Origin of the sequence: Absicoccus intestinalis (genome assembly GCF_033971885.1) — a bacterium.
GTDB classification, from domain to species: domain Bacteria; phylum Bacillota_I; class Bacilli_A; order Erysipelotrichales; family Erysipelotrichaceae; genus Absicoccus; species Absicoccus intestinalis.
The window spans coordinates 30,768-45,138 of sequence record NZ_JALBUS010000010.1 but is presented as its reverse complement, the minus strand read 5'-3'; the positions used below and the strand labels follow the sequence as shown (position 1 = coordinate 45,138).

At 40.8% G+C, this 14,371-nt stretch carries 18 protein-coding genes and 1 tRNA gene; 17 read left to right on the top strand and 2 right to left on the bottom strand.

From position 1 onward, the window contains the following. Nucleotides 1–6 precede the first annotated feature (6 nt). From MOZ64_RS07465 to MOZ64_RS07415, 11 genes are all read left to right on the top strand, one after another. Entirely contained in the window at nucleotides 7–369 is a 363-nt protein-coding gene (locus tag MOZ64_RS07465; RefSeq protein WP_320325952.1) for an ATP synthase subunit I, read from the top strand. After that, complete coding sequence (atpB, locus tag MOZ64_RS07460) at nucleotides 353–1,060, top strand: F0F1 ATP synthase subunit A (RefSeq protein WP_320325951.1); 708 nt, start codon at nucleotides 353–355, stop codon at nucleotides 1,058–1,060. Before MOZ64_RS07465 ends, atpB begins: the two co-directional genes overlap by 17 nt. Before the next feature lie 25 nt (nucleotides 1,061–1,085). Further along, complete coding sequence (gene atpE, locus MOZ64_RS07455; RefSeq protein WP_128520107.1) at nucleotides 1,086–1,331, top strand: ATP synthase F0 subunit C; 246 nt, start codon at nucleotides 1,086–1,088, stop codon at nucleotides 1,329–1,331. Between the two features lie 5 nt (nucleotides 1,332–1,336). Continuing rightward, entirely contained in the window at nucleotides 1,337–1,849 is a 513-nt protein-coding gene (atpF, locus tag MOZ64_RS07450) for a F0F1 ATP synthase subunit B (RefSeq protein ID WP_320325950.1), read from the top strand. Then, nucleotides 1,846–2,376: an ATP synthase F1 subunit delta gene (atpH, locus tag MOZ64_RS07445; protein ID WP_320325949.1), complete on the top strand. Its 531-nt coding sequence runs from the start codon at nucleotides 1,846–1,848 to the stop codon at nucleotides 2,374–2,376. Before atpF ends, atpH begins: the two co-directional genes overlap by 4 nt. A 10-nt stretch (nucleotides 2,377–2,386) precedes the next feature. After that, nucleotides 2,387–3,922 (top strand): F0F1 ATP synthase subunit alpha, encoded by a 1,536-nt coding sequence (gene atpA, locus MOZ64_RS07440; RefSeq protein WP_320325948.1) that lies wholly within the window; start codon nucleotides 2,387–2,389, stop codon nucleotides 3,920–3,922. Then, nucleotides 3,909–4,757 (top strand): ATP synthase F1 subunit gamma, encoded by an 849-nt coding sequence (gene atpG, locus MOZ64_RS07435; RefSeq protein WP_320325947.1) that lies wholly within the window; start codon nucleotides 3,909–3,911, stop codon nucleotides 4,755–4,757. Before atpA ends, atpG begins: the two co-directional genes overlap by 14 nt. Before the next feature lie 11 nt (nucleotides 4,758–4,768). Next, a complete protein-coding gene (gene atpD, locus MOZ64_RS07430; protein ID WP_320325946.1) occupies nucleotides 4,769–6,175 on the top strand; it encodes a F0F1 ATP synthase subunit beta in 1,407 nt (468 codons plus the stop codon). Nucleotide 6,176: 1 nt separating this feature from the next. After that, a complete protein-coding gene (atpC, locus tag MOZ64_RS07425) occupies nucleotides 6,177–6,560 on the top strand; it encodes an ATP synthase F1 subunit epsilon (RefSeq protein ID WP_320325945.1) in 384 nt (127 codons plus the stop codon). Nucleotides 6,561–6,585: 25 nt separating this feature from the next. Then, the gene (locus tag MOZ64_RS07420) at nucleotides 6,586–7,125 is read left to right on the top strand and encodes a DNA-3-methyladenine glycosylase I (RefSeq protein WP_320325944.1); all 540 of its coding nucleotides are present in this window, start codon (nucleotides 6,586–6,588) and stop codon (nucleotides 7,123–7,125) included. A 42-nt stretch (nucleotides 7,126–7,167) separates the two neighbouring features. Further along, nucleotides 7,168–7,242, top strand: a tRNA-Glu gene (locus tag MOZ64_RS07415). A 33-nt stretch (nucleotides 7,243–7,275) separates the two neighbouring features. Here MOZ64_RS07415 and MOZ64_RS07410 read toward each other — a convergent pair. Continuing rightward, entirely contained in the window at nucleotides 7,276–8,109 is an 834-nt protein-coding gene (locus MOZ64_RS07410) for an AraC family transcriptional regulator (RefSeq protein WP_320325943.1), read from the bottom strand. A gap of 123 nt (nucleotides 8,110–8,232) precedes the next feature. Between MOZ64_RS07410 and MOZ64_RS07405 the strand changes: the two genes are divergently transcribed. The 6 genes from MOZ64_RS07405 to aroE all read left to right on the top strand — a co-directional run bounded on the left by MOZ64_RS07405 (nucleotide 8,233) and on the right by aroE (nucleotide 12,237). Beyond that, a complete protein-coding gene (locus MOZ64_RS07405) occupies nucleotides 8,233–8,643 on the top strand; it encodes a Dps family protein (RefSeq protein ID WP_320325942.1) in 411 nt (136 codons plus the stop codon). A 1-nt stretch (nucleotide 8,644) separates the two neighbouring features. Then, entirely contained in the window at nucleotides 8,645–9,208 is a 564-nt protein-coding gene (ahpC, locus tag MOZ64_RS07400; protein ID WP_320325941.1) for an alkyl hydroperoxide reductase subunit C, read from the top strand. 56 nt (nucleotides 9,209–9,264) lie between these two features. Beyond that, on the top strand, nucleotides 9,265–9,561 hold the full coding sequence (locus tag MOZ64_RS07395) for a glutaredoxin domain-containing protein (protein WP_320325940.1): 297 nt from the start codon (nucleotides 9,265–9,267) through the stop codon (nucleotides 9,559–9,561). A gap of 114 nt (nucleotides 9,562–9,675) precedes the next feature. Continuing rightward, the gene (locus MOZ64_RS07390; RefSeq protein ID WP_320325939.1) at nucleotides 9,676–10,797 is read left to right on the top strand and encodes a 5-methyltetrahydropteroyltriglutamate--homocysteine S-methyltransferase; all 1,122 of its coding nucleotides are present in this window, start codon (nucleotides 9,676–9,678) and stop codon (nucleotides 10,795–10,797) included. Nucleotides 10,798–10,856: 59 nt separating this feature from the next. After that, the gene (locus MOZ64_RS07385; protein ID WP_320325938.1) at nucleotides 10,857–11,261 is read left to right on the top strand and encodes a hypothetical protein; all 405 of its coding nucleotides are present in this window, start codon (nucleotides 10,857–10,859) and stop codon (nucleotides 11,259–11,261) included. 100 nt (nucleotides 11,262–11,361) lie between these two features. Further along, entirely contained in the window at nucleotides 11,362–12,237 is an 876-nt protein-coding gene (gene aroE / locus MOZ64_RS07380) for a shikimate dehydrogenase (protein ID WP_320325937.1), read from the top strand. Between the two features lie 41 nt (nucleotides 12,238–12,278). On the opposite strand, the gene MOZ64_RS07375 is transcribed toward aroE, so the two are convergent. After that, nucleotides 12,279–14,279, bottom strand: coding sequence for an oxidoreductase (locus tag MOZ64_RS07375; RefSeq protein WP_320325936.1), 2,001 nt, complete (start codon nucleotides 14,277–14,279; stop codon nucleotides 12,279–12,281). Nucleotides 14,280–14,371 lie beyond the last annotated feature (92 nt).

Below are 14,371 nucleotides of genomic sequence, written 5' to 3'. Positions count from 1 at the left end.
GATGCCATGCAGAAAATGACGGATTTCGTTGTTCGCACATCACTTTTGTTTGGCATCGTAGCCGCTTTGATTGGCTGGGTTTTCTTTGATGGAAAAGTGGCATGCAGCATTGGAATTGGTCTAGGGATGGGATTGCTAGGTTATTGTTCGATTGTTCGTTTGACGCAATCTTTATCTATGGAAGATGGCAAGGCACAAGGTCAAAAAGGATATGTGGTTCGCTATACTATGTATGGTTTGATCTTGGTGATTTGTGCTTGGATGCATCTTTCGATTCTTGGTGTATTGGTTGGGTTTTTAATGCATAAAGCCAGTCTTTTGGCTTATGCACAAATAGATAAGGAGGATCATCATGGGAGAGCAAGTTAGTGCATTAGAGATCCAAATGGGAAGTTTTCATTTGGAGATCCAACAATCCATCTTGGTGTGGTTTTGTTTATGCATTTTGTTTGCGATCTTCTTCTATGTTGCTGGCAAGAAAATTGATCAAGCCGATCCTTCAAAGAAACCAACGGGTGTGGTATATGTAGCAGAAGAGATGCTCAATGCGATCATGTATGTCATCAAACCGAATTTACGGGAAAAAACATGGGAGTATCTGCCTATTTTTGGTACGTTGTTTTTTATGATGATCGCTAGTAACTTAATGGGTCTTCTTGGTCTACAAAATCCAACATCCAATGTGAGCTTCAATGGAACCTTGGCTTTGAGCTTATTTGTGATGGTACAGGCATATGGAATTAAAAAGGCGGGTCTTGTATCGCGTTTGAAGGAATGGGCACAACCGTTTTGGTTCTTATATCCATTGAACTTGATTGGTGAAGTAGCACCGGTTATTTCTTTGACGATGCGTTTGTTTGGAAACATGCTGGCCGGATACATCATCATGATGTTGGTCTATACATTGATGAAGATCACGATGCCGTGGGGTGTGCTTGGGTATATCGCAACGCCATTTTTGCACATGTATTTTGATTGTTTCTCGGCATTTATTCAATCATTTATTTTCTTTACGTTGGGTTCTTATTTCTTAGGAGAACAAGTAGCGCCAACGGACTAAATAAACAAAAGGAGGACAATATTTTATGTTTAATGAAGAATTTGTGAAAGGTATGGCTTGTTTAGGCGCAGGAATTGCGATGATTGCTGGTTTAGGCCCTGGTATTGGTCAAGGTATTGCGGCCAGTCGTGGTGCGGAAGCTGTTGGTCGTAATCCGGATGCACAATCCAAGATCAACTCAACCATGGTATTAGGTATCGCCTTAGCCGAAACTACAGGTATCTATTCCTTGGTCATTGCGATTCTTTTGATCTTTGTTAAGGCGGCATAGGTGTTATGATTGATTTTAACGTAGCGAACTACCTGCGTATCAATCTGCAAGATATGGTCATGACATTGATCTCCACAGTCTTGATTGTATTGTTTGCGAAACATTTTTTTTGGGATAAGATCTTAGCTTTTGTGAAGAAGCGTCAAGATTTGATCCAGGGCAATATTGATTCGAGTGAAGATTTGAAAAAAGCCGCGTTGGCACAAAAAGAGAAGTACGATGTACAGATGCAACATGCGGGACAAGATGCGCATGTGATCATTGAGACGGCGCGTGCCAATGCGACACAACAGAAAAAAGAAATCTTGGATCAAGCCAATTCGGAAGCTGCCCGTATCAAAGCGAAGGCGCAGGAAGATATAGACCGAGATCGTTTGAAGGCGCAGGATGAAATGAAAGAGGCAATCAGCGATGTCGCCATTGAAGCCGCGAAAAAGTTGGTCGATAAGGAAATGGATGAATCCACACAGCGCAAGTTTGTGGATGATTTCTTGGCTAAGGCAGGAGATCAACAATGATAGATATGATGCCCTATGCACAGGCTTTATTTGAAATTGGTATCGAATCCCAAAAAGATGCCATCTATTTAGATCAGTTGAAAGCGTGCGCGAGTGTATGGATGTCGGATCAAGAACTGGTTGCAGTCTTGAAACATCCGAAAATCAAGCGAGAACAGAAGGAACAAATTCTTTCGGCGTGCTTTGAAAAAGCCGTGGATCCTGTTGTTTTTCGTTATCTTCGTGTGTTGAATCAACATGATTTGTGTGCATATATTCCGGAAATCTATCAAGCCTATAAGAAATGTTATGACAAGTATCATCATATTGAGATGGTCGAAGTTTATTCGGCTGCTTCTTTAGATGCTAAACAAGTCGAAGATCTAAAGAAGGTCTTGTCTAAGCGTTTGCATAAAACGGTTGAACTGGATGTGAAAGTGGATCCAAAGTTGATTGCTGGATTGAAAGTTCAAACGGCCGATTTTGTACTAGACAATACGGTGTTGGCTAGGGCAAATGAAATGAAAGAACAAATTAAGAAAAGCTAGAGGTGGTACTATGAGTTTAAATCCCGCAGAGATCAGTAAACTGATCAAAGCCCAAATTCAAAATATCGACCAGGATCTAGAAATGACAGAAAGTGGCACGGTCATCAGTATTGGTGATGGAATTGCGACCGTTTATGGTCTTCGCAATGCGATGATGAGTGAATTGTTGCTGTTTCCTCATGATGTGTATGGCATGGTCATGAACTTGGAACAAGAAAATGTTGGTGTCGTTTTGTTGGGAGAAGACCCCGATATCAAAGAGGGCGATGCTGTAAAGCGAACCGGTCACATTGTGGAAGTACCGGTTGGCGATGGTTTATTGGGTCGTGTTGTCAATGCCTTAGGACAGGCGATTGATGGGCAAGAGCCAATCGAATACAACAAGACGCGTCCGGTTGAACGAGTAGCACCTGGTGTCATTACGCGTAAAAGTGTTTCGGTTCCCCTACAAACGGGTCTAAAAGTCATTGATTCTATGATTCCTATTGGTCGTGGTCAGCGTGAGTTGATCATTGGCGATCGTCAAACGGGAAAGACCGCAATCGCGATCGATACCATTTTGAATCAAATGGATACCAATGTGAAATGTATTTATGTGGCGATTGGTCAAAAAGCCAGTACGGTTGCACAGATCGTTGAAAAGTTGAAGCAAACAGGGGCCATGGCCTATACAACGGTTGTGGTCGCAACGGCTTCGGATTCGGCACCGTTACAATATATTGCACCCTATGCTGGATGTGCCATGGGTGAAGAATGGATGGAAAATGGCGAAGATGTGTTGATCATCTATGATGATTTGTCAAAACATGCTGTGGCCTATCGTACTTTGTCTTTATTGCTTCGTCGTCCACCAGGACGAGAGGCCTATCCAGGTGATGTATTCTATTTGCACTCACGTTTATTGGAGCGTGCTGCACGGTTGAATGAAGACTATGGAAATGGATCGTTGACCGCTTTGCCAATCATTGAAACGCAAGCTGGTGATATTTCGGCCTATATTCCAACCAATGTCATTTCAATCACGGATGGTCAGATCTTTTTAAAGACGGATATGTTTAATGAGGGACTTCGTCCAGCCGTAGACAGTGGATTATCGGTTTCTCGAGTGGGTTCAGCCGCTCAGATCAAAGCAATGAAACAGGTGTCGAGTTCTTTGAAATTGGATCTAGCCCAATATCATGAAATGGAAGCCTTTGCGCGTTTTGGTTCGGATCTGGATCCAACCACAAAAAAGATCTTAGATCATGGGGCACGTTTGGAACATTTGTTGGTACAGAAACAATATCAACCGATGCCAGTCAGTGAACAGGTCATGGTGTTGTATGCTGCCCAACATGGTTATGTAGATAGTATTGATATGGATGCTTTGAGTCAATATGAGACGGATATGTTGTCGTACATCAAAGCGGAGTATCCCAATATCTTGGATCAAATTAATCAAAAGGGTCAACTGGATGATGAATTGGAAAAAACGATCAATACAGCGTTAACCGCGTTTGGTCAAGTTTTTTCAGTAGCTGAGGGTCATTCCTATGGCGCAGAGTAGACAGGCGATACAATCACGAATTCGATCGGTCGAGTCTACCCGTAAGATCACGCGGGTCATGCAGTTGATTGCGAGCACAGAGCTGACCAAACAACGTCGTCGGATGGAAGAAAACCGTGAATATGCGAATGGTTTGGAAGATTTATTGGCTTTTGCGGTTCGTTCGAGTGCAGATGATTCCATTTATTTAAAAGAAAATAAAAACAAACCGAATCTGGTCATTGTTTTCACGTCGGATATGGGATTGTGTGGGGCCTATAATGCGAATATCTTGCGGATGGTCCAGGCACATGCAAAGGATGAACTTGTGATGATTGGTGCCAATGGTTGTACGTGGGCAAGATCCAATCATACGATGTTGTATAAGAGCGTAGAAAATTTGAATATGGATAATGCCTATGAAATCGTATCAAAATTATTGAATGATGCTTTGAAACGATTTGAAGCTGGTGAAATTGGTAAGATCCAGGTCTTGTATACGCATTTTAAGAACGTTTTAACATATGTTCCTACGTTGGAAACGATATTGCCGGTTCAAAAGCAGAAAATAAAAAAAGAAGTAGAAGAAGGTGCCAAACAGATGACGGATTTTGAGCCCGATCAAGAAGAAATGTTGGCACAAATCATTCCGATGGCTGTCAAATCAGCTGTTTATGCTCGATTTTTGGAATCGAAAACGAGTGAACAAGCGTCTCGTCGTATGGCAATGGAAGCGGCAACGGATAATGCCGATGAGCTGCATGATGAATTGATGTTGGCATATAACCAGGCGCGTCAGGCGGCAATCACCAATGAAATCATTGATATTGTTGGTGGGGCGAATGCTTTATCATGAGGAGGTAATGGATGAATCAGAATATAGGAAAAATTGTACAGATCATTGGCCCGGTTGTCGATGTCGCATTTTCTGAAGATCATTTACCTGATTTATTAACGGCCATTGAAGTACCAAGAAAAGATGCCGATACTTTGGTTTTAGAAGTAGCACAGGGCATTGGTGCCGATCAAGTGCGTTGTATTTCCATGGGATCAACAGATGGTTTAGTTCGGGGAATGGAAGCGATTGATACGGGTCATCCAATCTTGGCACCCGTTGGGGAACAAGTTTTAGGACGAATGTTTAATGTCTTAGGTCGTCCAATCGACGGTTTGGGGGATGTTCCCAATGGGGTGGAATACAAACCCATCCATCGCGAGGCGCCAGCCTTTGATGAGCAATCCACAAAGAGTGAACCATTGGAAACAGGAATCAAAGTCATTGATTTATTAACGCCATATATGCGTGGTGGTAAAATTGGTCTTTTTGGTGGTGCCGGTGTCGGTAAGACCGTATTGATCCAAGAATTGATCAATAATATTGCGATGGAACATGGTGGTAAATCGGTCGTTGTTGGTGTTGGTGAACGTACTCGTGAAGGAAATGACATGTACAACGAAATGAAAGATAGTGGTGTTTTGGATAAAACGGTCCTTGTCTATGGACAGATGAATGAATCACCAGGAGCCCGCATGCGAGTCGGATTGACAGGTTTGACCATGGCCGAATATTTCCGTGATGAAGAACATCAAGATGTATTGTTGTTCATTGATAATATTTTCCGTTTTACTCAAGCTGGTTCCGAAGTGAGTGCGCTATTGGGTCGTATTCCCAGTGCAGCTGGTTATCAACCGACTCTGGCTACCGAAATGGGGCAGCTACAAGAACGTATCACATCGACCAATGAAGGATCGATCACGTCGGTCCAAGCGGTCTATGTACCAGCGGATGATTTAACCGATCCAGCACCGGCCACGGCATTTACGCATTTGGATGCACGTGTTGTTTTGGATCGTAGCATTGCTGCATTGGGCATTTATCCGGCAGTGGATCCATTGGAATCCAGTTCACGAATTTTGGATCCATTGATTGTTGGTGAAAAACATTATCGTGTGGCTCGTGGTGTGCAAAACATCTTACAACGTTACAAAGAGTTACAAGATATCATCGCTATCTTAGGTATGGATGAATTGAGTGAAGAAGATAAGAGAATTGTCAATCGCGCTCGTCGTGTGCGTAATTTCTTATCGCAACCGTTCCATGTGGCCGAAGTTTTCTCGGGAATTCCAGGTAAATATGTATCACTAGAAGATACGGTAGATAGTTTTGATCGGATCTTAAAGGGTGAATTTGATGATTTGCCTGAACAAGCATTCATGATGGTCGGTACGGTTGAAGAGGCCGTAGAAAAAGCCAAAAAGTTAGCTGGTGAGTAATATGATCCATATCAAGGTCGTAACACCGAGAGGGACATATCTCGAAAGGGATGTGGATCAAGTGCATATGAAGACAGTCGAAGGTGAAATTACCTTATTGCCTAATCATACGCCTTTATTTGCTGCGTTGGTTCCTTGTCGATTGGATTTAAAACAAGAGGACCCCTATGCATTGGCTGGTGGATTTACCAAGTTTGAAAAGGATCGTTGTTTGATCTTGACCGATGCGATCGAAGGTCGAAAAGATATTGATATTGAACGAGCAAAACAAGCAGCGAAACGTGCACAAGATCGATTGGATAAAAAAGATCCCAATACGAATATGAAACGTGCTCAATTAGCTTTGGCTCGTGCCATCAATCGAATTAGTGTATATGGAGGATAGAAATATCCTCTTTTTTGGAGGAAACATGAATCGTTGTACTTGGTGTAATACGAAGAATCCAGTGTATGTCGCTTATCACGATACGGAATGGGGACGACCACATCACAAGGATCAGGCCTTATTTGAATTATTGATCTTAGAAACTTTCCAAGCTGGTTTGTCTTGGGAAATTGTCTTGAATAAACGAGAAAATTTTCGTAAAGCTTTTGATCAATTTGATATCAAGAAGATCCTTCATTATGATGCATCGGATGTTGCGCGTTTGTGTCAGGATCCAGGCATCATTCGTAATCGTTTGAAGATTCAGGCCACCATTGTGAATGCGAAAATTTATCGATCCATTCAACAAGAGTGGCATTCATTTGATGCGTATATCTGGCATTGGACCGATGGTAAGATCATCTATGAAACAGGGAAGACGCATTCCGATCTTTCGGATCGTATCTCAAAAGATCTGAAAAGACGAGGAATGAAATTTGTGGGAACGACCATCGTCTATTCTTATTTGCAAGCTTGTGGCATCATCAATTCGCATGAAGAAACTTGTTTCTTGTATCATAAATAACGTTGCAATTTTGTGTGTCTATGATAAAATAAATGGGCACATGGCATGTTCGGCAAGCGGTTAAGCCACAGCCCTCTCAAGGCTGTATCACGGGTTCGAGTCCCGTACATGCTACCATTGTTACTAACAGGATGAAATATCCTGTTTTTTTTATGCATTCCGATACGCTTTAGGCGTCATACCATATTCTCTTAGAAAGAGACGATTGAAATAACTTTGTTGGTTGAATCCACATGAAAACGCAATGTCGGCAATGGAAGCATGGGTGTTTTTTAATAGGGCAGCCGCTTTTTCTAAACGATAGGCATTGAGAAAATCAATGGGTGATGTTGCCGTATATTTTTTAAATACAGTCGAACATTTCGAACGACTGATGCCACCCGCTTGGGCAATTTCACTCAGTCCAATTGCTTCGCCATAATGTTCATAAATAAAGGTAGCCATTTTTTTCTGAATTCGAAGATCTTCATCATGTTCAGATTCGAGCGGTCCATCGTTATGTACGATATAGACTTGACGCAAGATCATCGATACATAGGCTAAGGCCTGAAGAGCATATCCAGATGGTTTTTCTTGGGCTAATGTTTGTAGATCATTCATCAAATTCGAAATCAGATGGGCATGACTATTGCGTCCATGCATTCGAATATGGGTAAAATCAGGATCTGAGATGATGGGCAAGATCAAAGTATGAAAAAGATCATGGATCGAAGTTAACATCATCGGATCCACCGAAAGGGTATGAACAAGACAAGCCCCTTCCTTACTGTAGATTCGATGAACCTGATCTTGATTGATGATACAAATATCGCCTTTTTTTAATAAGAAATCCGATTCATTGACATGGCAATGCATTTGTCCCTCTTTGACTTGGATGAGTTCAAGAGTATCGTGCCAATGCGCTAATTCTTGATGAGGGATCGTAGTGTTAATTTCTCTTTCTGTCAAAGTGACAGGCAGGCTTTCAAAAGTGAATGTTTCCATATATCTATATTTACATAAAATGTAAAATAATGCAAAAAATAAAGATAATATTACTATAAAACTTTAAAACAAAAGAATATTATATAAACACAAAGAAGTTTGATAACCGGAAAGGAGATAAACATGAATCAATTATTAAGTAGTTTAGAAGTTTTTTATCATAAGTTGCAAGCGTATCACTGGTATGTGAAAGGATCGAATTTCTTTACCTTACATACACAGTTGGAATCGTATTATGACGAAATTGCCGAACAAATCGATACCGTAGCTGAAACGATGTTGATGGTTGGACAAGAACCAGTATCCACTCTTTCTGAATTCCAAGAATTATCAACGATCAAGGAAGCTGAGCATGGTTATGTATCTGGTAAAGATGTATTGGTTGCTCTACAAGCGGATTTTACAGAACTATGCAACCAAGCCAAAGCCATTCAAGCCGAAGGAGATGTCTTGGTGTCACCAACCATGGATGCATTGATTGCTTTGTATAGTAAAGCAATCTGGATGATCTCCCAATCACTAATGGAGGAATAATATGTCAATGATCAATACGGAAGTTTCCGATTTTTCGGTCCAAGCATATGTAGATGATACATTTAAAGAAATCACGAAAGCACAGCTTCTAGGAAAATGGAATGTATTCTTCTTTTATCCAGCAGATTTCACATTCGTTTGTCCGACCGAACTAGAAGATCTACAAGATCATTATGAACAATTGAAAGAAATTGGCTGTGAGATCTATGCCATATCTTGTGATACCGAGTATGTACACAAAGCATGGCATGATCATTCAGAAGCTATCGCCAAAGTAACCTATCCAATGATTGGGGATCCGACCCATCAGCTTGCTAGAGCATTCCAGGTTCTGATCGAAGTGGATGGTGTCGCCGAACGAGGCACATTTATTATTGATCCCGATGGCAAGATCGTTTCGTATGAAGTGAGTTCTGGTAGTGTGGGACGCAATGCGGCTGAGCTTTTGCTCAAAGTAGAGGCTTGTCAATTTGTTCGAGACCATGGAAGTGAAGTGTGTCCAGCGAATTGGAAGCCAGGGTCAAAAACACTTCGACCAGGCATCGATTTAGTAGGAAAACTATGAGCATTTAAATAGAGCTATATTTGGATATTTGGTATAGTAAAACCAGGAGGTACCTTATGAAAATCATTGGTTCAAATCTTTGTCCACATTGTATCGAGGCAAAAAATTTCTGTGATAAAAAGGGAATCGATTATGAGTTTGTCGATATCAATGCTTCATTGGCAAATTTAAAGATGTTTCTTCAACATCGTGATCAAGATCCACAATATGATGAAGTGAAGGAAAAAGGACAGATTGGGATTCCTACATTGGTCTTGGATGATGGGACATGGACACGCGATTGGCGTGGGTATTTAAAAGCAGAACCGGTACAAGAAGGTCAAGCTTGTGGTTTAGATGGAAAGGGCTGTTAGGCTCTTTCTTTTTGTATGTGTTATAGTTTAAAACTATGAATGAACTAATTATTAACTATTATTAAAATAACTCCTTTTGCGGTAAAGTAAAGATACTGAAAAGGAGAATGAAGTATGAGTCAAAGACCATATCGTTATGATATCGTAGGTAGTTTTTTGCGCCCGGCCTACTTAAAAGAAGCGCGCGCTCAATATGCCAAGGGAGCTATTTCTAAGGCAGAATTAACAACGGTTGAAGATAAGGCCATCAAAGAATTGGTCGAAAAAGAAAAGGCCGTTGGTTTAAAAGCAGTGACCGATGGCGAATTTCGCCGGAGAATGTGGCATTTGGATTTCTTGGAAGAATTAGATGGCGTTCAACATGTGGATCAAACCAATTGGTCGGTTGAATTCAAGGGAGATAAGCCAAAAGGAGCCACTTTAACGTTTACGGATCAAGTAGATTTTCCTGAAGACCATCCTTTCTTATCTCACTTTGCGTATTTAAAATCCATTGCCGGTGATGTGGATCTGAAACAAACCATTCCTTCACCAAGCATGTTGCATTTGATTGCGTGTGTACGTTCCAGTGATACGTATCAACCAATCGATCGATATAAAGATAATGAAGATGTATTATTGGATGATATTGCGAAAGCGTACATCAAAGCGGTTCATGCGTTTTATGATTTAGGTTGTCGTTACTTACAATTGGATGATACGTCTTGGGGTGAATTCTGTGATGCTTCCAAACGAAAGAATTATGCCCAAAAAGGAATCAATGTGGATGAAGTAGGTCGGAAATATGTTAAGATGATCAATCAGATCATCGATGCCAAGCCAGATGATATGACGATCACGATGCATATTTGTCGTGGTAATTTCCGTTCTACTTGGTTCTCAAGTGGAGGTTATGAACCAGTCACAGATATTCTATTTAAGAACTGTCATGTGGATGGTTTCTTCTTAGAATATGATTCAGATCGTTCGGGTGATTTTCGACCATTATCCTTTATCCAAGATCAAAAAGTCGTCTTGGGATTGGTTACTTCGAAATTTGCACAATTGGAAGATCCCGAAGCTGTGAAAGCACGTATTCAGGAAGCAACAACCTATGTACCATTGGATCAATTGTGTTTATCTACACAATGTGGTTTCTCTTCGACGGAAGAGGGAAATAAAATTACGGATGAGGATCAATGGAAAAAATTGAGCTTGATCAAAACAATTGCCGAAGAGGTTTGGAAAGACTGCTGATATCAGCAGTTTTTTTAATTTATTTAAGAAAAGGACTATAATAAGTATGGGTGATTTACATGGAGATTTTTACAATTCGTACGTATGAAACAAAACCAGAAGCTTTTACTATTGATGATGTGGCACAAATTCATGATCAAATGATCATGGAGATTGGTCAGGATCTGATTGCACTTGAATATTATCATCGTTTATTGCGTGCCGGTATCTCATATATGGATATTCGTACCAAATGGGCGATACAGACTAAGGAAGAGAATCATGCGATGAATGATGAGCGAACCAAAAAACACAATAAGGTGATCTATGAATTGGATGAATTAGCGAATTATCTTCGTTCGATGGGATATCGTTGTGCATGGCGAGATCGTATTGGTTACGAAAAAGATGGAAAGTATTTCCGTAAACGTTGTGGCGATTTTGGTTGTTACTTGGCCTTTTTGGCTTCGTTGCACACGCGATAATGTAACAAAACTGAAAACAAAAATGAAAATATTTTCAAAATCAATGGAAATCGAATTCTCTATTTGATATGATGTACCTACATAATAAAAGGAGACGTTTATGACAACAGACAGAATTTCAGGAAAAACAGGATTATTAGCTTTAATTGGATCGCCGGTCGGCCATTCGGGGTCACCAGCTATGTATAATTACAGTTTTGAACGATTGGGATTGGATTATGTCTATGTTGCCTTCGATATCAAAGAAGATCAAGTACCCGATGCTTTACAAGCCATGCGGACTTTCCATATGCGTGGATGCAACGTCACGATGCCAGATAAAATTGCGGCAGCCCAGAATGTAGATGAACTTTCCCCAGCCGCCAAGATTATTGGCGCGGTCAATACGATTGTCAATGAAGATGGTAAATTGGTTGGTCATATTACCGATGGGGAGGGTTTCAATAATAATTTACGTGATCATGGTGTCGAAGTGAAAGATAAGAAAATCACCATTGTGGGTGGTGGTGGAGCAGCCACAGCCATTGAGGTACAGTTAGCCTTGGATGGTGCTCGTGAAATTTCCATTTTCAATATTAAGGATGCTTTCTTCCCACGTATTGAAGAAACAGCGAAAAAGATCATGGATGCGGTTCCTGCATGTAAAGTGAATGTGATCGATTTGGCGGATAAGGAAGCTTTTAAGAAGGAAATCTTAGATAGTGATATCTTGGTGAATGCCACGATCGTTGGTATGAAACCAATGGATGATAAGTCCGTGGTTGATGATATGTCGGTTTTCCATGAAGGTTTGGTTGTAGCGGATACGGTATACAATCCAGTAGAAACCAAATTATTAAAGGATGCCAAAGCTCATGGTTGTCAAACCGTTGGTGGTAAAGGCATGTTGCTGTGGCAAGGTGTAGCGGCTTTCAAGCTGTATACAGGAATGGACATGCCAGTTGAAGAAGTGAAAGAAAAATTCTTTGCGGAATAAAAAAAATGGATCATATCAAAGATATGATCCATTTTCTTTTTTTACATAAAATCGTGACGTTTTAATACTTCGATCACGTTACGTCCTTCGGTCGTACCTTCAATGATACGACGAGCACGTTTACTATCACCAATATTATAAACTTCCACATTGGTATCGGCATATGCTTCTTCTAAGTCTTTTAAAACTGGAGTGCTTGCACGCATACCTAAACAAATGAAGCCATAATCGAATGGTACATCTTCAATTTCACCTTCTGGATTCTTTACCACAAATTTATCATTGTGTACTTCTTGAAGAGCGGTCTTTGTCATTTGTCTCACATTGTATTTCTTCATTTTGGTTTGGGTATCACATTTTGTGACAGGATCTAAACCATTACCGATGATTGGTAACATCTCGATCATTGTGACAGCGGCTCCTTTTTCAGTGAAGTATTCCATCACATCAAGTCCGACAGCACCACCACCAACGACAGCGACTTTTTGACCTTTCATATCTTCTGGATAGGTATCCATTCGTTCGATCATCTTTAATACAGTAGCTACACGTGTACCTTCTTTATCGACTAAATCATGAAGACCGGTAATTGGTGGCAAGGTTGGCGTGGAACCTGTCGCATTGACAATGATGTCGGGATTTAAGCTCTTGACCAAATCAACCGTTGCTTCCGTATTCTTAAAGATGAATAAATTATGTAGTTTGGAAGCACGATGGATCAAGTATTTAGGGAAGTCTTTCATTCTAGTTTTATCCGGAATGTTGGAAATGATCGATGCAAGACCACCCAATTGATTGCTCTTTTCCAGCAAGAAAGTTGTACAACCGACTTCTGCGGCAGTGCAAGCGGCTTCTAAACCAGCCGTTCCACCACCAACAACAACTACGTTGCATGGTTTATTGACTTTTTGTTTATAATAATCGGCACCACTATTGACAGCTGGATTGACAGTACAACGAATTGGTTGATTTAAACCAATTCGATGACCGGCACAACCAACGTTACAAGAAATACATTTACGAATGTCTTCTTCATGTCCGAATTCGACTTTATTGACCCAATCTGGATCGGCAATCAAACCACGTCCCATACCGATTAAGTCGGCATCACCACGAGCTAAGATATCTTCAGCAACTTGAGGATCACGGATGTTACCAACGGTTACAACTGGTTTGCCATAGGCTTCCTTGACACGACGTGCCATATACGAACGCCATCCATCAGGCATATAGTTGGCATCCAATTGATATTGAATGGAACCATTTAAGCCGGCCGATACATCATACACATCGACATTGTCACCGAAATATTGTAAGTAATCGATACAATCATCCAATGTGTTTCCACCATCTAAGAATTCATCGGCACTGATACGTACAAAAATTGGGAAGAAAGGACCCACTTGGTTGCGGACTTCATCAATGACTAAACGAGTAAATCGAGCTCGATTTTCCGCACTGCCACCAAATTCATCGGTACGCTTGTTTGTCAATGGACTTAAGAATTGGCTCAATAAATAAGAGTGTCCAGCATGGATCTCTACGGCATCAAAACCAGCAATTTGGGCACGCTTGGCAGCTTCTCCATATTTTTTAACGATCATATAGATTTCATCTTTTTCCAATGGACGAGGAATTTCGCCACCTTCTTTGCTTGGAATATTAGAAGCAGAGACAGGTTGTTCTCCCGTTCTGGATGACATGGCACTGGCACCGGCATGATTTAATTGGATCGAGATGCATGCTCCATGTTTATGCACACGCTCGCATAAATTGAATAAACGAGGGATGAATTCATCGCGGTCAATGCGTAATTGGGTCGTTCCGTTTGATCCTTGTGGGGAATAGACACTGGCATTTTCGACTGTTAAAAGGCCAACGCCTCCTTTGGCACGTTGTTCATAATAATTAATGTGTAAAAAACTCATTTCGCCACTATGTTCACCAAAGTTTGTACCCATTGGCGTCATGACAATACGATTCTTCGTGGTCATGCGTTGTACTGTAAATGGTGAAAAAATGTGTGAATACTTACTTTTCATGTTTCCTCTCCTTGCTTGTTAAAATACTAACAATTAACCATCTACAAGTGTAAAGAACCGGGGAATGAATGTCTAATTCTTATTTTGTTCAA

Excerpts from the sequence above, each read along its gene's own strand:
- MOZ64_RS07465 (WP_320325952.1), top strand. The coding sequence starts at position 7 with ATGCAGAAAATGACGGATTTCGTTGTTCGCACATCACTTTTGTTTGGC.
- atpB (WP_320325951.1), top strand. The coding sequence starts at position 353 with ATGGGAGAGCAAGTTAGTGCATTAGAGATCCAAATGGGAAGTTTTCAT.
- atpE (WP_128520107.1), top strand. The coding sequence starts at position 1,086 with ATGTTTAATGAAGAATTTGTGAAAGGTATGGCTTGTTTAGGCGCAGGA.
- atpF (WP_320325950.1), top strand. The coding sequence starts at position 1,337 with ATGATTGATTTTAACGTAGCGAACTACCTGCGTATCAATCTGCAAGAT.
- atpH (WP_320325949.1), top strand. The coding sequence starts at position 1,846 with ATGATAGATATGATGCCCTATGCACAGGCTTTATTTGAAATTGGTATC.
- atpA (WP_320325948.1), top strand. The coding sequence starts at position 2,387 with ATGAGTTTAAATCCCGCAGAGATCAGTAAACTGATCAAAGCCCAAATT.
- atpG (WP_320325947.1), top strand. The coding sequence starts at position 3,909 with ATGGCGCAGAGTAGACAGGCGATACAATCACGAATTCGATCGGTCGAG.
- atpD (WP_320325946.1), top strand. The coding sequence starts at position 4,769 with ATGAATCAGAATATAGGAAAAATTGTACAGATCATTGGCCCGGTTGTC.
- atpC (WP_320325945.1), top strand. The coding sequence starts at position 6,177 with ATGATCCATATCAAGGTCGTAACACCGAGAGGGACATATCTCGAAAGG.
- MOZ64_RS07420 (WP_320325944.1), top strand. The coding sequence starts at position 6,586 with ATGAATCGTTGTACTTGGTGTAATACGAAGAATCCAGTGTATGTCGCT.
- MOZ64_RS07410 (WP_320325943.1), bottom strand. The coding sequence starts at position 8,109 with ATGGAAACATTCACTTTTGAAAGCCTGCCTGTCACTTTGACAGAAAGA.
- MOZ64_RS07405 (WP_320325942.1), top strand. The coding sequence starts at position 8,233 with ATGAATCAATTATTAAGTAGTTTAGAAGTTTTTTATCATAAGTTGCAA.
- ahpC (WP_320325941.1), top strand. The coding sequence starts at position 8,645 with ATGTCAATGATCAATACGGAAGTTTCCGATTTTTCGGTCCAAGCATAT.
- MOZ64_RS07395 (WP_320325940.1), top strand. The coding sequence starts at position 9,265 with ATGAAAATCATTGGTTCAAATCTTTGTCCACATTGTATCGAGGCAAAA.
- MOZ64_RS07390 (WP_320325939.1), top strand. The coding sequence starts at position 9,676 with ATGAGTCAAAGACCATATCGTTATGATATCGTAGGTAGTTTTTTGCGC.
- MOZ64_RS07385 (WP_320325938.1), top strand. The coding sequence starts at position 10,857 with ATGGAGATTTTTACAATTCGTACGTATGAAACAAAACCAGAAGCTTTT.
- aroE (WP_320325937.1), top strand. The coding sequence starts at position 11,362 with ATGACAACAGACAGAATTTCAGGAAAAACAGGATTATTAGCTTTAATT.
- MOZ64_RS07375 (WP_320325936.1), bottom strand. The coding sequence starts at position 14,279 with ATGAAAAGTAAGTATTCACACATTTTTTCACCATTTACAGTACAACGC.